This is a genomic window from Halomonas sp. PAMB 3232 (assembly GCF_031954225.1).
In the GTDB taxonomy this organism is placed as follows: domain Bacteria; phylum Pseudomonadota; class Gammaproteobacteria; order Pseudomonadales; family Halomonadaceae; genus Vreelandella.
In genome coordinates, this window is the sequence record NZ_CP134865.1 from 1,032,339 (window position 1) to 1,054,225 (window position 21,887).

16 protein-coding genes are annotated in these 21,887 nt (G+C 64.1%); 12 read left to right on the plus strand and 4 right to left on the minus strand.

Annotated features, from left to right (window positions below; translation table 11 throughout):
- The first annotated feature begins 21 nt into the window (after positions 1–21).
- The 7 genes from RN346_RS04815 to RN346_RS04845 all read left to right on the plus strand — a co-directional run bounded on the left by RN346_RS04815 (position 22) and on the right by RN346_RS04845 (position 9,060).
- Positions 22–1,689: a DASS family sodium-coupled anion symporter gene (locus RN346_RS04815; RefSeq protein ID WP_263584748.1), complete on the plus strand. Its 1,668-nt coding sequence runs from the start codon at positions 22–24 to the stop codon at positions 1,687–1,689.
- 174 nt (positions 1,690–1,863) lie between these two features.
- Positions 1,864–2,688 carry an ammonia-dependent NAD(+) synthetase gene (nadE, locus tag RN346_RS04820; protein WP_311962321.1) on the plus strand — a complete coding sequence of 275 codons (825 nt, stop codon included), beginning with the start codon at positions 1,864–1,866 and terminating at the stop codon, positions 2,686–2,688.
- 81 nt (positions 2,689–2,769) lie between these two features.
- Complete coding sequence (locus RN346_RS04825) at positions 2,770–3,921, plus strand: exonuclease SbcCD subunit D (RefSeq protein WP_263584746.1); 1,152 nt, start codon at positions 2,770–2,772, stop codon at positions 3,919–3,921.
- Positions 3,918–6,983, plus strand: a complete 3,066-nt coding sequence (locus tag RN346_RS04830) for an SMC family ATPase (protein ID WP_311962322.1) — start codon at positions 3,918–3,920, stop codon at positions 6,981–6,983. Before RN346_RS04825 ends, RN346_RS04830 begins: the two co-directional genes overlap by 4 nt.
- A 31-nt stretch (positions 6,984–7,014) precedes the next feature.
- Positions 7,015–7,737, plus strand: a complete 723-nt coding sequence (locus RN346_RS04835; protein ID WP_263584744.1) for a tellurite resistance TerB family protein — start codon at positions 7,015–7,017, stop codon at positions 7,735–7,737.
- Between the two features lie 100 nt (positions 7,738–7,837).
- Positions 7,838–8,578 carry a tellurite resistance TerB family protein gene (locus tag RN346_RS04840; RefSeq protein ID WP_311962323.1) on the plus strand — a complete coding sequence of 247 codons (741 nt, stop codon included), beginning with the start codon at positions 7,838–7,840 and terminating at the stop codon, positions 8,576–8,578.
- Positions 8,578–9,060 (plus strand): phosphatidylglycerophosphatase A, encoded by a 483-nt coding sequence (locus RN346_RS04845; protein WP_263584742.1) that lies wholly within the window; start codon positions 8,578–8,580, stop codon positions 9,058–9,060. The genes RN346_RS04840 and RN346_RS04845 overlap by 1 nt, the downstream gene beginning before the upstream one ends.
- A gap of 81 nt (positions 9,061–9,141) precedes the next feature.
- On the opposite strand, the gene RN346_RS04850 is transcribed toward RN346_RS04845, so the two are convergent.
- Positions 9,142–10,524 carry an NAD-dependent succinate-semialdehyde dehydrogenase gene (locus RN346_RS04850; RefSeq protein ID WP_311962324.1) on the minus strand — a complete coding sequence of 461 codons (1,383 nt, stop codon included), beginning with the start codon at positions 10,522–10,524 and terminating at the stop codon, positions 9,142–9,144.
- 262 nt (positions 10,525–10,786) lie between these two features.
- Entirely contained in the window at positions 10,787–11,686 is a 900-nt protein-coding gene (locus RN346_RS04855) for a LysR family transcriptional regulator (protein ID WP_311962325.1), read from the minus strand.
- A gap of 170 nt (positions 11,687–11,856) precedes the next feature.
- On the opposite strand from RN346_RS04855, the gene RN346_RS04860 reads away from it, so the two are divergent.
- The 3 genes from RN346_RS04860 (at position 11,857) to RN346_RS04870 (ending at position 15,458) form a co-directional block, all read left to right on the plus strand.
- Positions 11,857–13,365, plus strand: coding sequence for a CoA-acylating methylmalonate-semialdehyde dehydrogenase (locus tag RN346_RS04860; RefSeq protein WP_311962326.1), 1,509 nt, complete (start codon positions 11,857–11,859; stop codon positions 13,363–13,365).
- A gap of 12 nt (positions 13,366–13,377) precedes the next feature.
- On the plus strand, positions 13,378–15,063 hold the full coding sequence (locus RN346_RS04865) for a GMC family oxidoreductase N-terminal domain-containing protein (protein ID WP_311962327.1): 1,686 nt from the start codon (positions 13,378–13,380) through the stop codon (positions 15,061–15,063).
- A gap of 191 nt (positions 15,064–15,254) precedes the next feature.
- Positions 15,255–15,458, plus strand: a complete 204-nt coding sequence (locus tag RN346_RS04870; protein ID WP_009101184.1) for a cold-shock protein — start codon at positions 15,255–15,257, stop codon at positions 15,456–15,458.
- Positions 15,459–15,551: 93 nt separating this feature from the next.
- Here the strand turns inward: RN346_RS04870 and RN346_RS04875 are convergent, their stop codons facing one another.
- Together RN346_RS04875 and RN346_RS04880 are read right to left on the minus strand one after the other, a co-directional pair.
- Positions 15,552–17,597, minus strand: coding sequence for a CocE/NonD family hydrolase (locus RN346_RS04875; RefSeq protein ID WP_311962328.1), 2,046 nt, complete (start codon positions 17,595–17,597; stop codon positions 15,552–15,554).
- A 66-nt stretch (positions 17,598–17,663) separates the two neighbouring features.
- Positions 17,664–18,965 carry an ATP-grasp domain-containing protein gene (locus RN346_RS04880; protein ID WP_311962329.1) on the minus strand — a complete coding sequence of 434 codons (1,302 nt, stop codon included), beginning with the start codon at positions 18,963–18,965 and terminating at the stop codon, positions 17,664–17,666.
- Positions 18,966–19,294: 329 nt separating this feature from the next.
- Here RN346_RS04880 and RN346_RS04885 point away from each other — a divergent pair, with 329 nt between their 5' ends.
- Positions 19,295–21,064, plus strand: coding sequence for an SLC13 family permease (locus RN346_RS04885; RefSeq protein WP_263584735.1), 1,770 nt, complete (start codon positions 19,295–19,297; stop codon positions 21,062–21,064).
- A gap of 61 nt (positions 21,065–21,125) precedes the next feature.
- Complete coding sequence (locus RN346_RS04890) at positions 21,126–21,791, plus strand: alpha/beta hydrolase (protein WP_263584734.1); 666 nt, start codon at positions 21,126–21,128, stop codon at positions 21,789–21,791.
- The last annotated feature ends 96 nt before the right edge of the window (positions 21,792–21,887 follow it).

Sequence of the window (21,887 nt, forward strand, 5' to 3'; positions counted from 1 at the left end):
AATACCAAGCGGTACTGCCCCATGTTCAAAACGGCCACCCTATCGGTCTGGGACCAGCTTTGGCACTATCATTATCAGGCCAAACACCTTCTTCTGTGCGCACTGCCGACCTCCGGTGCCCCTGGCGCTACCGGTGCGCAGGGCGGTTCAGGTACGCCGACGCCTCCCGATAACACCCCCTCGCCGCGCCCGCCGGCGTACAATCGTGCGCAGTCCATCGGGCTCGTGCTCGGGCCGCTGATGTTCGCGCTAACGGTGATGTTCTTCGAGCCGGCGGATTTGAGCTTCGAAGGCCGCATGGTGCTGGCGACCACGCTTTGGGTCGCCATCTGGTGGATCACCGAGGCCATTCCGATTCCGGCGACCTCACTGCTACCGATCATACTGCTGCCCATTACCGGAGCGCTCGAGGGCAGTGCTGTCACCGCCGCTTACGGTAATCCGATCGTCTTTCTGTTTTTGGGCGGTTTTTTGATCGCGCTGGCAATGGAGAAATGGGATCTGCACAAGCGTATCGCGCTGACCATCATTTCCGTGCTCGGCACCAGTATCAACAGCATCGTGTTCGGCTTCATGGCCGCCACGGGCTTTCTTTCGATGTGGGTGTCCAACACCGCCTCGGTGATGATGATGCTGCCGATCGCCACCGCGATCGTCTATCAGGTCACCCAGGAGCTTGCCAAGAGCGACGGCGACCACAGCGGTGAAATCGACAAGTTCAGCAAGGCGCTGATTTTCGGTGTCGGCTACGGCGGTACCATCGGTGGTCTCGGCACGCTGATCGGCACGCCCCCCAACATCATTCTGGCCGCCGTAGTCAGCGAGCTGTTCGGCTATGAAATCTCGTTCGCCAGCTGGCTAATGTTCGCCTTCCCGGTCGTGGTCTTGCTGCTGTTCATCGGCTGGCTCATGCTCACGCGCTTTATCTACCCGATGAACCTGGGCCATCTGCCCGGCGGCAAGGAGTTGATCAAAAAGGAGATGGAGGCGCTTGGGCGCACCAGCTTCGAGGAGAAAGCGGTGCTGGCTGTGTTCCTGTTGGCGGCGTTTTTCTGGATCACCCGCTCGTTTTTATGGCAGGGCCAGATCATCAATATCCCCGGCATCAACGACACCATGATCGCGATCACCGCGGCGGTGGCTCTGTTTTTGATTCCCTCTCGCACCAAGGGCGGCTGCCTGCTGGACTGGGAAATCGCCCGTGACGTGCCCTGGGGTATTTTGCTGCTCTTCGGGGGCGGTCTGGCGATCGCCGCCGGCTTCAACTCGTCAGGCCTGGCCGCCTGGATGGGCGATCAAATGAGCGTGCTGGAAGGCGTCAACTTCCTGATGGTGATTCTGCTCTCCGCGGCCATGGTGCTCTATCTCACCGAGATCACCTCCAACACCGCGACCGCGACCATGATCCTGCCGGTACTGGCGTCTTTGGCGCTGGCGCTGAACGTGCACCCGTTCGTGCTGATGGTGCCGGCGGCCATGGCGGCCAACTGTGCCTTCATGCTGCCGGTGGGCACGCCGCCCAACGCGATCATCTTCGCCACCGGCAAGATCACCATCGCCGAAATGGTGCGCAACGGCTTCTGGCTCAACATCATCGCGCTGATTCTGATCGTGGCCGCGACCTACTTCCTGCTCCCGGCACTTTGGAGCGTGGATCTGACGGTCTATCCGGACGCGTTTCGCAACTAAGCCGCTCGCGTTTAGTCACCAGGCCCAAAGCCCCCGTTCGATGCGGGGGCTTTTCGTTGGCAGATGAGCGCCGCCTCGCTACGCTGGATGAAACGCTCACGGCAATGAGCTTTAGCGCCAGAAATTTCTCACGCACAAACTCCTGGCGCCACGAATCTTGAAAAGGAGAACCGCATGGACTCGCAAGGCGACTCGCAAACCCGTATCCGCCAGGCCCTTGGCGTCAAGGCGTCGATCGATGTGAAAGAGGAGATCGAGCGGCGCGTGGCGTTTCTTTATCAGCGCCTCAAGGACACCGGCCTGCGTGCGCTGGTGCTCGGCATCAGCGGCGGCGTCGACTCCACCGTGACCGGGCGCCTTTGCCAGCTCGCGGTAGAGCGAGCCCGCGCCGAGGGCCGCAAGGCCGAGTTCTACGCCATGCGCCTGCCCTACGCCGTCCAGGCCGATGAAAACGACGCCCAGCAGGCGCTCGACTTCATCCGGGCCGATCATCTGCTCACGGTGAACGTCAAGCCCGCCAGCGACGCCGCCCTCAAGGCGCTCGAGGAGGGCGGCCTTGTGTTTCGCGACGAGCACCAGCGCGATTTCGTGCTGGGTAACATCAAGGCGCGCCAGCGCATGGTGGCGCAGTACGCGGTGGCCGGCGCCCACGCGGGGCTGGTGGTCGGCACCGACCACGCCGCCGAGGCGCTGATGGGCTTTTTCACCAAGTTTGGCGACGGCGCCTGCGACGTGGTGCCACTCGCCGGGCTCACCAAGGACCAGGTGCGCCGCTTGGGCGCCGAACTCGGCGCGCCGGCGTCACTGGTGAAAAAAGCGCCCACCGCGGATCTCGAAACCCTCAAGCCGCAGCTTGCCGACGAGGACGCCCTGGGCGTGACCTACGCCGAGATCGATGCCTTTCTGACCGGCGAGGAGGTCGACGACGCGGCGCGCAGGACCATCCTGCAGACCTTCGAGCGTACCCAGCACAAGCGGGATCTGCCCATCGCGCCCTGAAGCGTTCAGCGGCGTCGCAGTGCCAGTGCCCGGGCGTGAAGGTCGATGATAAGATGCGGGCATTTTCATTAAGGCGATGCCATGCGACTACTGCACACGGCCGACTGGCACCTGGGGCGGCTTTTTCACAACGTATCGCTGCTCGATGACCAGCGCTTTGTACTCGACCAGCTCATCGAGATCGTCGATCGTGACGCCGTCGATGCGGTGCTGGTCGCCGGCGACATTTTCGATCGCGCCATTCCCCCCGCCGGCGCCGTGACGCTGCTCGACGACGTGCTTTATGAGCTCTGCGATAAGCGCGGCCTGCCGGTCGTGATGATCTCCGGCAACCACGACAGCGCCGAGCGGCTGCGCTTTGGTGCCCGCCACCTCAAGAAGGCCGGGCTTCATATTCTCTCCGAGCTCGACCGGGCCGACGCGCCGGTCACTCTCGAGGCCGGCGGCGTGACGGTGGATGTCTTCGGCATTCCCTACGCCGACCCGGAGCACGTGCGCAGCGCCTTCAAGTGCGAGGTACGCGATTTCGACAGCGCCCACCGCTTCTTGCTCGAACGTATCGAGGCCGTTCGCCAACCAGGCCGCCCGGCGCTGTTGATGAGCCATTGCTTCGTCGACGGTGGTGCCGCCTCGGACTCTGAGCGCCCGCTCAATCTCGGTGGGGCGGAGAGCGTGGCCTGGGAGCCGATGCAGCGTTTCGACTACGTGGCCCTTGGCCACCTGCACGGGCCGCAGTATCGCGGCGGCGAGCACATCCGCTACAGCGGCTCGCTACTAAAATACAGCTTTTCCGAAGCGCGCCAGCGAAAGGGCGTGACGCTGGTCGATATCGATACGGACGGCCAGCTCGCGTTCGAGTGGCGCACGCTCACCCCCAAACGCGAGGTGCGCGTGCTCGAAGGCGAGCTGGAAAGCCTGCTGGCGCAGGCACAAAACGAGGCGTCTGAGCGCCGCGAGGACTACCTGCTGGTACGCCTGACTGATCGCCACGCCATTCTCGACCCGATGAGCAAGCTGCGCGCGCTCTACCCCAACGTGCTCCATCTGGAGAAGCCAGGCATGCTCGAGGCGCGCGGCGCCCAGCAGCTCGACCGCGAAAAGCTTCACTTCAGTGCGCTGGAGATGTTCAGCGACTTCTTCGAGCAGACCAGCGGCGAAGCGCTCGACGACGACCAGCAAGCGGTCGTGCGAGCGCTGATTGCAGAGCTGAACAAGGCGGAGGGCGGCCCGTGACCCCACTCGTGCTCACCATGCAGGCCTTCGGCCCCTTTGCCGGGGTCGAGCGACTCGATTTCACCGCCCTGGGCCGCCATCCGCTGTTTCTGATCAACGGCCCCACCGGCGCCGGCAAGAGCTCGATTCTCGACGCCATCTGCTTTGCGCTTTACGGCCAGACCACCGGCGAAGATCGCACCGGTACGCAGATGCGCTGCGACAGCGCAAACCCGGCGCTGCTCACCGAGGTGACGCTGGAATTTCGCCTGCAGAAGCGCTTTTATCGCATCCGCCGTGTGCCCCAGCAGGAGCGCCCCAAGGCGCGCGGCGAGGGCACCACCACGCAAAACACCGAAGCCCAGCTCTGGCAGCTCAACGAGGCCCTCGAGGAGCAGACGTGCCTGGTGGCCAAAAACGTGGGGGAGGCCACCGCCCAGGTTCAGGCGCTGCTCGGCCTGGACATCAAACAGTTTCGCCAGGTGATGGTGCTGCCTCAGGGCAAGTTTCGCGAGCTGCTGGTCGCGCCGTCCAGCGAGCGTGAAAGGATCTTTGCCCGGCTGTTTCAAACGCAGATCTTCAAGCGCATCGAGGATGAGCTGCTGGAGCGCTCGAAAGGCATCGTCGCCCGGGTCAAAAGCCACCGTGAGCATATCAGCGGCCTGCTGGCCGGCGGCGAGCTCGAAAGCGAAGCCGCGCTCGAGGAAGAGCTTGCCGCACTTTCGCCCCGGGTCGAGGAGGCCACTGCCGGGTTCGAGGCCGCCAGGCACGAACGCCGTCAGGCGGAGCAGCGCCGCGACGCAGGCGAGGAAACCCTGCGCCAGCGCCAGGCGCGCGACGCGCTGATAGGTGAAAAAAGTGCGCATCTGAAAAGCGCTGATGCCATCGAAGGCGAACGCCACCGCCTGGCGCAAAACGAGCGCGCCCAGGCTCTGCGCGCGCCTTTCGAGGCCGAGCTCCAGGTGCGCAGGGCGCTGGAGGCGGCCCAGGAAGAGTGGCGCCAGGCGCTGGCGGGGCTCGATGATCAGCGCGCACGCACGGCAAAAGCGCAAGCGTCGCTGGCCGAGGCGGCAACACGTTTCGAGCGGCTTGATGAGCGTACCGAGCGCCGCCGGGCGCTGGGCGAATACCTCGAAAAGGGCCAGGCGCTCGAGGAGCTCGCCGCGCGAGCCCGCCAGGCCGAACAGGCGCATCAGCAGGCCCACTCCACCTTCCACCAACAAACGCAGCGCCTGGAGGAGATTCGCCGACAGGGGGAGGCGGCCAGCCAGCGTGTTGAGGTGCTTCAGGCGGAGTATCAACGCCTGGCCGGCGCGCCGGCGGAGCTCAATCGTCACCAGGCGCTTCTAACGGCGCGCCGCGAGCTCGAAGCGCTGGCAGACACGGAGCGCCAGACCCAGGCGGCCGAACGGCGCGCGGCGCAAACGCTCGAGCGCTGCCAGGCAGAGACCCGCCGCGCCGAGCGCGACGCTACCGAGTGCGAGATGCGCTGGCACCAGGGCCAAGCGGCGCTTTTGGCGCAAACCCTCCAGGCGGACGCCCCTTGTCCGGTGTGCGGAAGCCACGCCCACCCCGCGCCCGCAAAGCCTGCCGGCGACATCGTCACCAAAGAGCAGGTGGAGCAGGCCAGAACGCAGGCGGCCACCGCCCGCCAGGCGCAGCAGGCCGCCGAGCGTGCACTGGAGGCGACGCGCTTCGATGCCCGCCAGCACGCCGAGCAGCGAAGCCGCCTGCGTCAGGCGCTTGGCGAGTGGGCCGGTGAGCCGCTATTGGAGCTCGAGCGCGCCGTCTCAACGATCGAGGCCAGCGCGGCGCGGCGCGAAAGCGTCGAGCGCGAGATCGACGCGCTGTCAACGCAACGCGAAACGCTGCGTCGCGACTGGAGCGCCCAGGATCAAAAGGTGAAAGCGTCTCAGACCGAGCGGGACGCGGCGAAGGAGCAGGCGCTTCGCCTGACAAGCCAGCGCGACCAGCTCAGCGAGTCGCTGCCCGCGGATGCCCGCGACCCGCAGGCGCTTCGAGCCAGCATTCAGACGCTTACCGCTGACATCAGCGAGATCGAAACGGCCCATGCCGGCGCCCGCCGGGCGTACGACGAAAGCGTGGCCCTGCAGGCGCGCGCCGAGGAGCGCGCAAGCGGCGCCAAAACGCGGTGTGAGCAGGCCGAGCAGGCATTGGAAAGTGCCCGCGCCGAATGGCAGAAAGCGCTGGCGGCCAGCCCCTTCGAGGATACCCGCGCCTTTGAGGCCGCCCGGCTCGACGACCCCGAGCGTCAGGCGGCGGCCCAGCGCGTCGAGGCCTACCAGCGGCGCCTGGACGAACTCGTTGGCGCCATCGCCAGCGCCGAGGCCAGGCTCGATGATCAGCCCGAACCGGACATGGCGGCACTCGAGTTAGAGGTCGAAGCGAGCCAGGCCCGCGAAGAAACGCGTTTAGAGGCGTGGCGCGGGCTGAGCGAGCGCCAGAACGCCTTGAACGGCGTGCGTCAGAAGCTCCAGGCCGCCCATGAGGCTCAGCAGGAACTCGAGGCGGAGTACAGGCTTTGGGGGACGCTCAGCGACGTGGCCAACGGGCGCACGGGCAACCGCATCAGTTTGCAGCGCTTCGTGCTCGGCGTGCTGCTCGACGACGTACTGATCCAGGCTTCCGAGCGGCTCACCCGCATGAGCCGCGGGCGCTATCAGCTCGTGCGCCGGGAGGACCCTTCGAAAGGCAACAGCGCCTCGGGACTCGAGCTCGATGTGGCGGACACCTACACCGGCAAGCAGCGCCCGGTGGCGACCCTGTCCGGCGGCGAGTCCTTCATGGCGGCGCTTTCGCTTGCACTGGGGCTATCGGATGTGGTCCAGGCCTACGCCGGCGGCATCAAGCTCGATACGTTGTTCATCGATGAGGGCTTTGGCAGCCTCGATCAGGACGCGCTGGATCAGGCGATCGAGGTGCTCTGCGAGCTGCAATCCAGCGGGCGCATGATCGGCATTATTTCTCACGTTAGTGAACTCAAGGAGCAGATGCCGGTTCGTATCGAAGTAGCCGCGCACCGCCTGGGCAGTACGACCTCGATCAAGGGCGCGGTCCATTGAACGTTGACGTCACAACGACAAGGAGCCATCAATGAACGCGAGCAACATTTTACAACAGCTGATGAAGCAGGCCGGCGGCAAGGGCCAGAGCGGCGGGGTGGACGTCAAGGGCATGCTCGACGGCCTCTCGCGCCAGTTTGGCGGCGGTGACGAGGCCAAAAAGGGCGGCGGTGGCAGCGGCTTTGACGTCAAAAGCCTGCTCGGCGGCGGCGCCATGGGGATGCTGGTGGGTTCCAAACGCGGGCGCAAACTCGGCGGCAAGGCGCTCAAGTACGGCGCGATTGCCGGCGTCGGTATGCTCGCCTGGAAGGCGTGGCAAAGCCACCAGGCCAAGGGCAGCCAGAATGATGCGCCCGGTCGCGAAGAGGGCGAGCGGGTCGACGTGCTCGAAGGCGAAATCCAGGAGCGGCGAAGCCTGGAGCTTTTGCAGGCGATGATCATGGCCGCCCGCGCCGATGGGCATATCGATGCCGAGGAGCGTGCGTTGATCAGCGAGCAAATCGATGGCCTCGGCGCCGACGATGAGCTGCACGCCTGGGTCGAGCAGCAGCTCAACGCCCCGCTCGATGCCAAAGCGCTCGCCTCTCAGGCGGATTCGCCTCAGGCAGCGCGGGAGATGTACCTGATCAGCCTGGCGGTGAGTGACGAGCAGAACCCAATGGAAAAAGCCTGGCTCGACCAGCTCGCGCTGGAGCTCGACCTGGATGCGCCGATGGTTGCCGAGCTCGAGCGTCAGGCGGCTCAGGCCGGGTAATGGGCGCCGACGGCGTTGGGTAGAGGTCAAAGGGAGCGAAACCGTCTAACCTGCTGGTAGGGTGGCGGCTTGCCACTCCATTGAATCAAGGAGTCCACGGATGAACGCAAGCAGTATTTTCAAGCAGTTGATGGAGCAAGGCAGCGGCGAGTTGGGCCTCAAGGGCGTGCTGGACGAACCGACGCCGGGTCCGCGCGGCCCGCGCCCAAACCGCACTCAGTCGCCCCGGCCGCGCGCAGGCTTCGATACCCGAAGCGCGCTGGGCGGCGGCGCCATGGCGCTGCTGATGGGATCAAGACCTGGTCGTAAGCTGACCGGCAAGGCGCTCAAGTATGGAATCGTGGCAAGTATCGGTATGTATGCCTGGAACGCGTGGCAAAGCTCCGAACTACGTAACGGACCGAGCGCCGGTGCCGATGCCGAGTGGGACCGCGACCAGGCCCGCACCGCCAGCGGCGAGCACATCGATTCGCTCAGCAGCGAGCACCAGGAGCAGCGCAGCCGCACACTGCTGCAGGCGATGATTCTGACCGCGCGCGCCACCGGCCAAAGCGAGGAGCAGACGCGCACCCGAGTCACCCAGAAAATGAGTGACCTGGGCGCCGATGACGAGCTCTACGCTTGGGTAGAAAAGCAGCTCAGCGCGCCGCTGGAGGCCAGCGTACTGGCCGAGCAGGCGGATTCACCCCAGGCGGCTCGCGAAATTCTGCTGGTCAGCCTGGCGGTGGCCGGTGAGCGCCACGAGATGGAAAGCGACTGGATTGAGCAGCTCGTCGACGCCCTGGGGCTCGATCGCGAAACGGTGATCCGGCTCAAGCGTAAAGCCGCCCAGGCGGGCTGATGCTCGAAACGCTCAATATTGCGTTGGCCTCGGGGCTGGGGGTGGGGTTTGCGCCGCTCGCCCCAGGCACCGTGGGCACGCTTTGGGGCGTAGCGCTGGCCTGGTGGCTACTGAGCCATCGCGTTAGCCATCAAGTGGCGATCAGCGCGCTGATGCTGGGCCTGGGCGTGCTCGTTTGTCACTACGCCTCGCGCTACTACGGCGGGCTCGATTATGGCAGCATCGTGTTCGATGAAATCGTCGCCTTTCCGCTGGCGGTGATTGGCCTCAAGGCGGCGCGAACGCGTTGGGTAATGGCAGCCGCGTTCATCGTTTATCGGCTACTCGATGCGCTCAAGCCGCCGCCCATCCACCTGGCCGAGTTCGCCCCCGGCGGGCTCGGCGTGGTGCTGGACGACGCCATCGCGGCGCTGTTGACCTGGCTTGTGATGGCCGCGTTGCTGCTGTTTCGCCGCCGGGCCTACACCACGCGCTCCATTTGACGCGCACAAAAAACGCCGCAAGCAGCGCTTGCGGCGTCAATCAGTTTTGCTAGTAAAGGCCTTCAGGCCGACACCGTCCCCTTACTCCTGAACGATGATGACCGCCTTGGCATTGACGAATTCGTGCATGCCGAAGCCGCCGTGCTCACGGCCGTAGCCGGAGTCCTTCACGCCGCCAAAGGGCATTTCCGGGGTGGCCACGCCGAAGCCGTTGATGAACACCATGCCGGTATCGAAGTGTTTGCTCGCAAGCTCGGTGGCGCGCTTCACATCCTTCGAAATGATGCCGCCGCCGAGGCCATAGCGGCTGTCGTTGGCGATGCGCATGGCGTCTTCGTCGTCTTTCGCCCGAATCAGCGCGGCGACCGGACCGAACAGCTCGTCATCGTAAGCCGGCTGGCCGGGGGTAACGTTGTCCAGCACCGTCACCGGGTAGAACGCGCCGGGGCCAGACGGTTTCTCGCCGCCGCAGAGGATGTTGGCACCGTTTTGCACGCTTTTCTCGACCTGATCGTGAAGGTCGTCGCGCAAGTCAACGCGGGCCATCGGGCCAACGTCGGTGCCGCTCTCTTTCGGGTCGCCGACCTTGAGCGCCTTCATCTTCTCGACGAAACGCTCCTTGAAGGCCTCATAGTTCTTCTCGGTCACCACGAAGCGCTTCGCCGCCACGCAGGTCTGGCCGCCGTTGAACACGCGCCCGGTGACGCAGGTATCCACCGCGAGATCCAGATCGGCGTCGTCGAGCACCAGGTAGGCGTCGTTGGAGCCCAGCTCCAGCACGGTCTTTTTCAGATTTTCGGCAGCCTTGGCGGCGACCTTGCGCCCGGCGGTGTCGCTGCCGGTCAGCGTCACACCGCGAACAAACTTGTGCTCGATGATCTTGTCCGATACATCGTGGGAGATGACCAGCGTGCGGAAGATGTTTTCCGGCAGGCCCGCATCACGGTAGAGCTTCTCGAGGAACAGGCCGCTGCCGGTGACGTTTTCGGCGTGCTTCAACAGCACCCCGTTACCCGCCATCAGGTTGGCGATCGAGTAGCGCACTGCCTGATAGGCAGGGAAGTTCCAGGGCTGAATGCCGTAGATCACGCCCATCGGCGAGTAGGTCACGATGCCGCGCTCGCCGTTGCCGGGCTTGCGCTGCTCGTCGGCTAGCTTGGTTGGCCCGTGCTCGGCGGTGTAGTCGCAGATGCCGACGCACAGATCGATCTCCTGGCGCGCCTCTTCCGGCGGCTTGCCCATTTCATCGACCATGAGCGTGGCGAAGGCTTCCTTGTTATCGGCAAGCGCCTTGCCGATCGCCTTGATGACCTTCGCCCGCTCGTCCAGCGACGTGAGCCGCCACTGTAAAAAAGCCTCGTGGGTCTGCTCGACGACCTTGAGCGCCTGGCTCTCGTCCATCAGCGTGTAGCTTTCGAGGTTTTTGCCGGTGGCCGGATTGACCGTCGTGATGCTGTTGCTCATAAGACCTCCTGTCTTTTAATCAACGCTTTGAGTGCGGGCCAAAGCCCGCGTCCAGTCCTTGGGTGAATCACCCATTAGCCGACTGGTCTATTTGGTTCGCTCTTAACCCTAGTAGACAAACGCCGCGCTGGCCAAACATGAATATAGATCGGCCTTGACTGGGCCCTACCAAAGGCGCGGCCTATTCAGCGTAGCTCGTTTTGATCACTCGACCGCAAGGATGGTTCCGAAGGATTCGCGCCGGGTTGCGAGCGGCGGCGACTCAAATTCGATGGAGCCAAACGCTATCCAGAGTGTCGAGCGCCGCGCGAATCGGCGGCTCGGCTTCGCGGTCCTGTCGCCAGGCCAGGCTGAGCGCGCAGGGCAGGCGCACATCATCGACCACCGCCAGTCCGTTTTGCTGGCGCTCGGCCATGGCCTGGGCGTCGCGGGCAAGACAAAGCCCCACGCCGGCGCGCACCAGATCCAGCATGCACGCCTCCTGGTCGACCTGGGCCACACGATTGGGTGCTACGCCGCACTCGCTTAGGGCGCGACTCAATAGCCGGTGGTGGGCGGAATCCGTGGGCGTGACGATCCAGGGTAGCCGCGCCAGGGCTTCCCAGCGGGTATCCAACAGCCGGTTCTCCCAGCCCGGCGGGGCCACCACGTGGTAGTGAAAGTGGGTCAGCTCGCGAAATCCGAGCGTATCGACGCCGGGGCCCTCGCCGGGCGAGGCGAGGATGAAACCCACGTCGAGTTCGCCCCGCTTGATGTGGGTGATCACACTGCCGCTCATGCCGTGGGCGAGCTCGGTTTCAAGCTGCGGCGCGCGGGCCATCAGCCGGCTCAAGAAGTGGCCCAGGCGGATGAACTCAGGGTCGACGATGGTGCCGACCCTGAGCTTGCCGCGAAGCGTCTGCTGCAGGGCATGGGCGCTCTGCTCGAAGGCCTGGGCGCTGGCCAGCGCCTGGCGCGCGGCGGGCAACAGCGCATAGCCATCGCTGGTCAACGCAAGCCCCTGGGGGCGGCGGATAAAGAGGGTGAGGCCCAAATGCGCCTGCAGCTGCTTCAACTTTAGGCTGACGGCGGGCTGGGTCAGGTGCAGCGTGGCGGCGGCTTTCGAGACGCTGCCGCTTTGGGCAACGGCCACGAACGCCCGCAGGGCGGCGTACTCCTGCATGAAAGCTCCTGTAGGTCGGTTTTGTTATCAGAAAAGCTTATATCGCGCTTAAGAATTACTCAATTGATCGCGGCCCGGCGCGGGGTAAGCTCGAGCGAGCGATAGTTTCAGGCCGCACCGTCGATCAAGCGGGCGAGCCGCATCCATGATCACCGACCAGCAGGCAGCTTATGTCCACCGCGATTCAGCACTACATCAACGGCCAGCGTGTAGACGGCGACGCCGCCGAGCGCCAGCCCGTCACCAACCCCGCCACCGGCCAAATCACCGGTCAGGTGGCGCTGGCCAACCAGGCCGATGTGAACCGGGCCGTCGAGGCCGCAAGCCGGGCGTTTCCCGCCTGGGCGGAGACGCCGCCGATTCGCCGCGCCCGGGTGCTGTTCAAGTTTTTGGAGCTTTTGAACGCGCACAAGGACGAACTCGCCGAGGCGATTACCAAAGAGCACGGCAAGGTCTTCTCTGACGCCCAGGGTGAGGTGGCCCGCGGGATCGATATCGTCGAATTTGCCTGCGGCGTGCCGCAGCTACTCAAGGGCGACTACACCGACCAGGTGAGCACCGGCATCGACAACTGGACGCTGCGCCAGCCGCTGGGCGTGGTGGCAGGCATTACGCCGTTCAACTTCCCTGCCATGGTGCCCATGTGGATGTTCCCGGTGGCGCTGGCCACCGGCAACACCTTCATCCTGAAGCCAAGCCCGCTGGACCCGAGCGCTTCGCTACTGATCGCGGATCTTCTAAAGCAGGCGGGCCTGCCCGACGGCGTGTTTAACGTGGTGCAGGGCGGCAAGGAGGCGGTCGAGGCGCTGATCGACCACCCGGCGGTAGAGGCGCTGTCGTTCGTGGGTTCTACGCCGATCGCCAACGCGATCTATCAGCGCGCCGCCGGCCACGGCAAGCGGGTGCAGGCGCTGGGCGGGGCGAAGAATCACATGGTGGTGATGCCCGACGCGCATCTGGACAAGGCAGTGGATGCGCTGGTCGGTGCGGCGTTCGGCTCCGCCGGCGAGCGCTGCATGGCGATCAGCGTGGCGGTGCTGGTCGATGACATTGCCGATGAGGTGGTGGCACGCCTTGCCGAGCGCGCCCGCACGCTCAAGGTGAAGGACGGCATGCAGCCAGACGCCGAAATGGGGCCGATCGTCACCAGAGAGGCCCACGCGCGCATCACCGGCTATATCGAAAAGGGCGCGGCAGAAGGCGCTGAGCTGGTGGTCGACGGGCGCGCGTTTGAGTCGAGCCAGGCGGGCGAAGGCAACACCGACGGCTTCTGGATGGGCGGCACGCTGTTCGATCACGTCACCCCGGAGATGACGATCTATAAAGAGGAGATCTTCGGCCCGGTGCTCACCTGCGTGCGCGTGCCGGATATCAAGAGCGCCATCGAGCTGATCAACGCCCACGAGTTCGGCAACGGCGTGAGCCTTTTCACCGAAAGCGGCAGTGCGGCGCGAGAGTTCGGCCGGCGTATTCAGGTCGGTATGGTGGGCATCAACGTGCCGATTCCGGTACCCATGGCCTGGCACGGCTTCGGCGGCTGGAAGCGCTCGCTGTTTGGCGACACCCACGCCTACGGCGAAGAGGGCGTGCGTTTCTACACCAAACAGAAGTCGATCATGCAGCGCTGGTCCGACTCCATCGACGACGGCGCCGACTTCATGATGCCCACGGCCAAATAGTCAGGAGGTTTCATGGCAGCGCGCACTAACAACGCACATCAAGGCGCCGGCGACACCTTCGACTATATCGTGATCGGTGCCGGCACCGCGGGCTGTTTGATGGCCAATCGGCTCAGTGCCGACCCGAATAACCGCGTGCTGCTGATCGAGGCGGGCGGGCGCGACAACTACTACTGGATTCACGTGCCGGTGGGGTATCTTTACTGTATCAACAACCCGCGCACCGACTGGCTCTACAAAACCGAGCCGGATGCGGGCTTGAACGGCCGCTCGCTGATCTACCCGCGCGGCAAGACCCTGGGGGGCTGTTCGAGCATCAACGGCATGATCTACATGCGCGGCCAGGCCCGCGACTATGACCACTGGGCGCAGGTGGTCGACGACCCGGACTGGAGCTGGCAAAGCTGCCTTGCGGATTTCATGCGCCACGAAAGCCACTACCGGATGGACGACGGCGGCGACGCCGACGAGACGCTCCGGCGCTTTCACGGGAAGGAAGGCGAGTGGCGGGTGGAGAAGCAGCGGCTCAAGTGGCCGGTGCTCGACGACTTCGCCCGCGCCGCCGTCGAGGCGGGCATCCCGCGTACCGACGATTTCAACCGCGGCGACAACGAAGGCGTGGCCTACTTCGATGTCAACCAGCGCGCCGGCTGGCGCTGGAACACGTCCAAGGCGTTTCTGCGCCCGGCATTGAAGCGGGCGAACCTGACGCTCTGGCACACAAGCCAGGTCAACGCGCTCTGCTTCGAGCAGGGCGAGAGCGGGCCGCGCTGTACCGGCGTCGAGCTCGAGCGCCAGGGGCGCCTCGAGCAGGTGAGCGCCTCAAGGGAAGTGGTGCTCTGCGCCGGTGCCGTTGGCTCGCCGGCGCTTTTACAGCGTTCCGGAATCGGTGCGCGAGCTCACCTGGAAGAGCTCGGCATCGAGGTGGTGAAGGAGCTGCCCGGGATAGGCGAGAACCTGCAGGATCACCTCCAGATCCGCTCGGTGTATCGTGTCAGCAACGCCAAAACGCTCAACGCCATCGCCTCGACACTCTGGGGCAAGGCGGGCATCGGCTGGGAGTATCTGACCAAACGCACTGGGCCGATGAGCATGGCGCCGTCGCAGCTGGGCGCGTTTACGCGAAGCTCCAGTGATTACGCCCACCCCAACATTCAGTACCACGTGCAGCCGCTGAGCCTCGAGGCCTTCGGCCAGCCGCTTCACCCGTACCCAGCGATCACCGCGAGCGTGTGCAATCTGAATCCGACCAGTCGCGGCACGGTACGTATCAAAAGCCGCGACCCGGCGGTGCCGCCGTCGATTCGCCCGAACTACCTGAGCACCGAGGAGGACCGGCGGGTCGCCGCGGACTCGCTGCGCGTGACCCGGCGTATCGCTGCGCAGCCGGCGTTTGCAAGGTACGAACCCGAAGAGGTCAAGCCCGGCGCGCAGTACCAAAGCGACGAGGAACTGGCACGCCTGGCCGGCGATATCGGTACCACGATCTTCCACCCGGTGGGCACCACGCGCATGGGAAAAGCGGAGGATCCGATGGCGGTGGTGGATGCCCGATTGAGAGTGCTGGGCGTGGCCGGACTCCGGGTGGCAGACGCCGGTATCATGCCCACCATCACCAGCGGGAACACCAATTCACCCACCCTGATGATCGCCGAAAAAGCCGCTAAGTGGATTTTGGATGCAGCGTCATCGCATTGACATTTTTTTAAGGCATGGTGTTGACGTGTGTGCTGCATAGGCGCATGCTTCGAAGCAGTAGGTTAGCAAGTCGAACGTTGTCAGCAGCATCGAAACGCTCAAGCGTTGAGTCTGGTGAAAGTTTCTTGTTCTACCCACTGTAACTCGGGTATTACCCGGCTTTTCATTAAGCTACATCGAGGATTTCGATCATGGCAACTGGTACCGTTAAGTGGTTCAACGACACTAAAGGTTTCGGCTTCATCTCTCCGGACGACAATGGCGACGACCTGTTCGCGCACTTCTCCGAAATTCAGGCTGACGGCTTCAAAACTCTGCAGGACGGCCAGAAGGTTTCCTTCGACGTCACCCAGGGTAAAAAAGGCCTTCAGGCTTCCAACATCAAGGTTCTGTAATTTCGAATCGCTGATGTTTCCCGCTTGCTAACGCAATCGGGCTAGAAAAACCCCGCTTATCGCGGGGTTTTTTATTGGCTGGCGTTTGGCCACCTAAACCAGATCGCGAGGGATCGACTCGTCCCAGCTTTGCGAGTAGACCCGCGTGTCGCCTTCCCAGGCGTCCAGGGTTGCCTGAATGCGAAAGGCGTCGGCGCTTGCCGTGAGCCGCGTGTGGGTCAGCGTGCGCACCATCCAGTCGCCGCGGCGGAAGGTGCGCTCCCAGTCGGTGATCCCTTCGATGCTGCGATAATCGCCATAGGCGTAGCGGTAGCGCTCGGTCACCTTGCCGGCGATCTCGAGATCGATGTCGTCGAAGCGGTAGGCACCTTCGTCGTTGACCACCAGCACCTCGTTGACGTCGGTAGCCAAATCGCGAATCACCCGCCACACCTCGCTGCCGGTCTCGATGACCGTGGTGGCAAGCCCCGGCGCCGATACCGGCGGCTCGAACGCGGGCAGCGCCGCTTCCTCCTGTGGTCGCGGCTCGCGGGTGGGCAACGTCAGCCGGCACGCCTCGGGGTGGAAGGTCAGGCGAACCGGCTCCGGCGCCGGCCAGGCGATCGGCCAGTAGCTCGTCGAGATCGACACGCGAACGGCGTGGCCTGCCATGAATTGCTGAGCGATGTGCTTGAGCGCGACCCGCACGCGGTAGCGCTTGCCGGGCTCCAGAGACTCGGGAAACTCGTCGCTGTCGCGGTGGGTCAGGTTGAGAAGCCCAAAAGAGACGCGGGTGGCCTTGTCGTCCAGGTGAATGTCGCTCAGGCGCACCGCGACCATCGCCACCGGCTGGTCAGAAGAGAGTTCGAGCTCGAGCACCGGCTGGCCGCAGATCTCGAGTGGGGCGTCCAGCCGCGCGGTCTGAAAGATCAGCGAGCCGCCGTCCTCGTCGCGCTGGTCGTGGGGGAGATCCGGCGGCGCGTTGTAGGAGCACCACTTGCCGGCGTGAAGCCCGACCGATAGCGACGAGCGCAGCGTCATTGGCGCCTCGGCCGCACCGCTTGCGCTGCCGTTTGATTCGTCGTCTTCGGCCAGCAGGTCGTGGCCGGCGGTGAGCCTGAAGTGTTGGGGGACGATATGGCGCGAGGGCCAGCCGGGCTCGGCGACCCAGCGCCCCGGGCGGTGGTCGTAACGGGTGGAAGGCGGCGCCGACTCCTGCATCCAGACCCGCAGCATGGGTTCGTCCATGATGGTGTTGTCGATGCCCTTGAGCCAGTAGTCCCACCAGCGCAGCGCATCCTGCAAAAAGCCGATGGCGGGGCCGGGCACGCCCAGGTGCGGGTACTTGTGCGACCAGGGGCCGATGAGCCCCTTGCGCGGCACGTCGAGCCCTTCCATCAGCCTGAACACCGCGTTGCAGTAGCCGTCCGCCCAGCCGCTGATGGCGTAGACCGGGCACGTGATGGCGCCAAAATCCTCGCACACCGAGCCGTGCTTCCAGTAGTCGTCGCGGCGCTGGTGCTCGAGCCACTGCTTGAGCCACAGCCCGCTTCCGGCCAGGCGCTCGAGCCACATCTCGCGCCAGCGCTCGCCGACCAGCGCCGGATCCGGCGGGCAGGCGTTGCCGTCGAACATGGTCGAGGCCCAGGAAAGGTTGTCCACCAGCATGCAGCCGCCCATGTGATGGACATCGTCGGCGTAGCGGTCGTCGGTGGAGCAGATGGTAATGATCGCTTTCAACTCCGGCGGCTGGCGCGCGGCGATCTGCAGCCCGTTGAAGCCGCCCCAGGAAATCCCCACCATCCCCGCGCTTCCGGTACACCAGGTCTGGCGGCCGAGCCAGGCAAGAATCTCGACGCCGTCGTCGAGCTCCTGGGGCAGGTACTCATCAACCAGCACGCCGTCGGACTCGCCGGTGCCGCGAATGTCCACCCGCACGCCGGCGTAGCCGTGGCCAGCCCAATAGCGGTGCATGCCGGCATCGCGCTGGGCGGTCAAATCGCGCTTGCGGTAGGGCAGGTATTCGACGATGGCGGGCACCGGGTCGGTGTCGGAATCCTCCGGGCGCCAGATGCGCACGGCCAGGCGCGTGCCGTCACTCATCTCGATCCAGGTCTCCTCCTCGAAGACGCGGCGGGGCAAGTCATCCACGATCTGCATAAGCACTCTCCTTGAAAGCGAATATGGCCTTGAAAGCGAATATGGGCTTGAAAGCGAACGTGTCGCTTAGCCGATCACGTCGCTGAATTCGAAGTGAAGCCGCTCGGCCAGGTTGCGGTAGTTTTTCTCCAGCACCTCGCTGGTGGGCGCCCCCATCCAGATGTAGGCGAGCGCGTAGCTGTAGGCGTCCTGCTCGGGAAGCGTTGAGAGCCGCTGGCCAGGCGCCACCTGCAGATCGATCAGCGTGCCCGGGTAAGCCTCTTCCAGCGCCTTGATCTCCTCTTTCGAGGGCACGCGGGCGACGGTGGCGTCATCGAAAAAGACGCGGTAGAAGAACTTGCCGGCTACCGGATAAGTGCCTTCGCGATGAGGCATGTTCGGCGTTTGGCCCAGCGCCAGGTCGATGGTGACCTGCTGGTGGCTGACGCCGTCGACTTTTTCGAAAAGGTCGCAGTGAGACTGCGAAATGCGCGTGTTGACCTCCAAAAGCCAGATGCGGTTTTGAACTTCGTCCCAGAAAAACTCCACGTTGAAGGCGGCGTTGTCGTAACCGATATGCGACAGCAGCATCGTGGTCAGCTCGCGCATCTTGTCCTGAATCTTCTCCGGCAGGGTGGAGGGGTAGTGGTAGTAGAGAAAGCTCAGCACCCGCGGGTAGCGAAGCGAATCGACGATGCCGTAGGGCACCACCTTGCCCTCGAACACGTAGCCTTCCACGGTGCACTGCCAGCCGCCGATGATCTCCTCGGCCATGCAGAAGCCGCCGTCGACCCGGCGCACCTCCTCGGGTATCTCGGCCTGCTCGAGAATGAAGTTGAATGGCTCGGAAATCAGCCCGATATCACGTCTGAGCGCCTTGATCGCGGATTCGAAATCTTCCGGGCTGTCGATGCGAAAGCCAAGTCGGGAGCCAGATGACTTGATCGGCTTGATGAAGAACGGAAAATAGAGCCCGGCGCGGCCGATTTCCGACAGCGCCTGGTCGTCGAAGGGGTCGAAGGCGGTAAAACGGGGGATGAAGTTGCCGATCACCTCACGCTGACAGCACCGGCTCCAATACTTGTGCTCGCACTTCAAAAGGCTCTCCAGGCTCGTGGTGCGGGTGTTAAAGCGGTCGCACAAAAGCGGCAGCATGGTCGAGACGGGAAAATCCATGTAGCCAACGATGGCGTCGATATCGTGCTCGAAGTTCGAAAGCGTTTCGCTTGCGCGCTCGACCATGGACGCGATCGGAAACACCTCGGTGTCGTAGACCTCGGCGGGCTCGATGACGCCATGAAACTCGAAGTGCTCGGCGCCTCGCAGGCGCTTCAAGCGCTCGTGGTTAAAGTCGTTGAGCCCGACGACGAAGATATGCTGCGTTTCCATGCGGTCTTCTCCCGTAATGACGAAACAGTCCGGCCGACCACCACGTACGATTCAGGTACCGCTTATCCATAATGTAAAGAAAGGTTAGCCTTTGATATTTTTGGTAACGGCCGCTTTTAGGAGCTTAGCGGGCTTTTCTCCCAGGCGCTCGGCGCTTTTCATCGATTTTGTAATCACGCCACCTCTCATTTTTGAGTAGCTACATGAAGTGAGCGGCGCGAATGATCTCTTTATATTCTTTTATCGAATAAATGTGTTCCTAAAAATAGCTTTTTGGAATATCTGGCAGGCGGCACAATGAGCACGTTTCTTTTTTTAAGGCGCGCGTCATGTCATTGGATGCTTGGATTGCGATCGGGGTCGTACTAACGGTATTTCCGTTGATGGCGCTCTCCCGGCTGGGGCCGGATATTATCCTGATGGGCGCGGTGGTAGTGCTGCTCACCCTGGGCGTGATCGACCCAGGCCAGGCGCTAGGCGGGTTCTCCAATTCCGGGCTTTTCACCGTGGCCTTCATGTACGTGCTGGTGGCGGGCATTCGTGAAACCGGTGGCATCGATCTCATCATTCGCCACGTGCTCGGCACCCCCGCCACCGAGCGGCGAGCGCTCTCGCGGCTGGTGTTGCCGGTCGCCTCCTTGAGCGCGTTCTTGAACAACACCCCGGTCATGGCGACCTACATTCCCGCGGTCATGAGCTGGAGCCGGCGCATTCGCCGCTCGCCGCAGCGGCTGTTGATGCCGCTAAGCTTCGCCTCGATTCTCGGCGGTACCGTCACGCTTTTTGGCACCAGCACGAACCTCGTGGTCTATGGGCTTTTGACCGAGCGCTACCCCGAGCTTTCGATGGGCCTTTTCGATCTGGCCTGGGTGGGCCTGCCCGTGGCGCTGGCAGGGCTTGCCTACCTGATTTTCGTCGCGCCCAGGCTGTTGCCCAACCGCGAAGGGATGGGGCGGGCGTTCGCCAACCCCCGGGAGTTCACTATCGAGATGGAGGTCGACCCCGGCGGCGTGCTGGTCGATCGCACCGTGGAAGAGGCAGGGCTTCGGCATTTGCAGGAGCTCTTTCTGGTCGAGATCGAGCGGGCCGGTAACGTGGTCAGCGTGGTCGGCCCCGGCGAGCGGCTCAAGGGCGGCGACCGGCTGGTGTTTACCGGCACCAGCGACGCCGCCGTCGAATTACAGCAGATCCGCGGGCTGGTGCCGTCGAGCGAACGGGGCTCGAACCTAGAGAAGGAGTTCAAGGAGCGCCGGCTGGTCGAGGCAGTGGTGTCACACCAGTGCCAGTTCATCGGCCAGCGCATCCGCGACGGGCGCTTTCGCACACTTTATGGGGCGGCGGTGCTAGCGATTTGCCGCGGCGGCGAGCGGGTCACCGGTAACCTGGGTCAGGTGCGGCTGCAGTCGTCGGACGTGCTGCTGCTCGAGGCGCGCCCGCCGTTCATCGAGCGCCACCGCGAATCCCGTGATTTTCTTCTTATCAGCGAGCTCAATGGCGCCGCCCGCCCGGTGCATGAAAAGGCGCCGCTGGCCTGGGGTATCCTGATCGGCGCGGTGCTGCTGGCCGCCGTGGGCGTGATGAGTATGCTCAACGCGGCGATGCTCGGCGCCGCACTGGCACTTTTGACCGGCTGCTGTTCGGTGGCCGGGGCCAAGCGCGGCCTCGACACCCAGGTGCTTTTGACCATCGCCGCCTCGTTTGGAGTGGGCGGGGCGCTTCAGGCCTCCGGGGCGGCGGACGTGCTCGCCGGCGGCGTGCTCTCGATGGTGGCGGGAAGCCCCTGGCTTCTGCTTCTGGGCACCTACTGCGTGGTGGCGCTTCTCACCGAGCTTGTGACCAACAACGCCGCGGCGGTGATCATCTTCCCGGTGGTGACCGCCGCCGCTGAAAGTCTGGGCGTGAACGTGATGCCTTACGTGGTGACCATCATGTTCGCCGCCTCGGCGAGCTTTCTGACCCCGATCGGCTATCAGACCAATCTCATGGTCTATGGGCCCGGTGGCTATCGCATCAGCGACTTTCTCAAGGTCGGTGGCGGGCTCAACGTGCTGACCGGGGCGATCGCCGTGGCGTTGATCCCGCTGGTGTGGCCTTTCTAGCGCTCGCCGTCACGATCACTTTGCGCTAGGGTGTCGCTTTTGTTTACGAGGAGATCGCGTTATGTCAGAGCCGGGTGAACTGATCATCGAGCCCAAAAATGGCCAGCCGGCGGATGCCTGCGTGTTCATCATTCACGGCCTCGGCGCGGACGGTCACGACTTCGAGCCCTTGATTCCGGCGATGGGGTTATCAAAGGATATGAACGTGCGCTTCATCATGCCCCACGCGCCGCGCTTGGCCGTCACCGTCAACGGCGGCATGGTGATGCCCGCCTGGTACGATATTCTGGCGATGGATCTTGGCCGCCGGGTGGACGAGGCACAGCTCAAACGCTCCGCCGAGCGCATTCAGGCGCTGATTCAGGAGCAGATCGACCAGGGCATGGATAGCCGCCGTATCATCGTGGCGGGTTTCTCCCAGGGCGGGGCGGTCGCCTATCAGGCCGCACTCACCTTCGAGGCCCCGCTGGGCGGGCTTCTGGCGATGTCGACCTATCTGGCCACTGGCGAGAGCATTGCCTTTGCCGAGGCCAACGCCGCCATTCCCGTCGAGGTGCACCACGGCAATTTCGACCCGGTGGTGCCGGAAACCCTCGGCCGCGCCGGCGCTGATCGGCTCAAGGAGAAGGGCTACAGCGTCAACTATCGTCAGTACCCCATGGCCCACGCGCTCTGTCCGCAGCAGGTCAACGATATCGGCAAGTGGCTGCAGGCGAGGCTTGGCTAGTCCTTCGTCGACCGGCGACCGTGTGACGGGCGAAAAACCGGCGTGTCCCCGTTCGACAAGCGTTTGAAACGCAGGCAAAGTGGTTCTTTTCCAGCC

What these genes read in the sequence shown, in the direction of transcription:
- RN346_RS04825 (WP_263584746.1), top strand. Translation starts at nt 2,770, where the DNA reads ATGCGACTACTGCACACGGCCGACTGGCACCTGGGGCGGCTTTTTCAC.
- RN346_RS04860 (WP_311962326.1), top strand. Translation starts at nt 11,857, where the DNA reads ATGTCCACCGCGATTCAGCACTACATCAACGGCCAGCGTGTAGACGGC.
- RN346_RS04850 (WP_311962324.1), bottom strand. Translation starts at nt 10,524, where the DNA reads ATGAGCAACAGCATCACGACGGTCAATCCGGCCACCGGCAAAAACCTC.
- RN346_RS04885 (WP_263584735.1), top strand. Translation starts at nt 19,295, where the DNA reads ATGTCATTGGATGCTTGGATTGCGATCGGGGTCGTACTAACGGTATTT.
- nadE (WP_311962321.1), top strand. Translation starts at nt 1,864, where the DNA reads ATGGACTCGCAAGGCGACTCGCAAACCCGTATCCGCCAGGCCCTTGGC.
- RN346_RS04865 (WP_311962327.1), top strand. Translation starts at nt 13,378, where the DNA reads ATGGCAGCGCGCACTAACAACGCACATCAAGGCGCCGGCGACACCTTC.
- RN346_RS04855 (WP_311962325.1), bottom strand. Translation starts at nt 11,686, where the DNA reads ATGCAGGAGTACGCCGCCCTGCGGGCGTTCGTGGCCGTTGCCCAAAGC.
- RN346_RS04815 (WP_263584748.1), top strand. Translation starts at nt 22, where the DNA reads ATGTTCAAAACGGCCACCCTATCGGTCTGGGACCAGCTTTGGCACTAT.
- RN346_RS04835 (WP_263584744.1), top strand. Translation starts at nt 7,015, where the DNA reads ATGAACGCGAGCAACATTTTACAACAGCTGATGAAGCAGGCCGGCGGC.
- RN346_RS04875 (WP_311962328.1), bottom strand. Translation starts at nt 17,597, where the DNA reads ATGCAGATCGTGGATGACTTGCCCCGCCGCGTCTTCGAGGAGGAGACC.
- RN346_RS04870 (WP_009101184.1), top strand. Translation starts at nt 15,255, where the DNA reads ATGGCAACTGGTACCGTTAAGTGGTTCAACGACACTAAAGGTTTCGGC.
- RN346_RS04880 (WP_311962329.1), bottom strand. Translation starts at nt 18,965, where the DNA reads ATGGAAACGCAGCATATCTTCGTCGTCGGGCTCAACGACTTTAACCAC.
- RN346_RS04845 (WP_263584742.1), top strand. Translation starts at nt 8,578, where the DNA reads ATGCTCGAAACGCTCAATATTGCGTTGGCCTCGGGGCTGGGGGTGGGG.
- RN346_RS04890 (WP_263584734.1), top strand. Translation starts at nt 21,126, where the DNA reads ATGTCAGAGCCGGGTGAACTGATCATCGAGCCCAAAAATGGCCAGCCG.
- RN346_RS04840 (WP_311962323.1), top strand. Translation starts at nt 7,838, where the DNA reads ATGAACGCAAGCAGTATTTTCAAGCAGTTGATGGAGCAAGGCAGCGGC.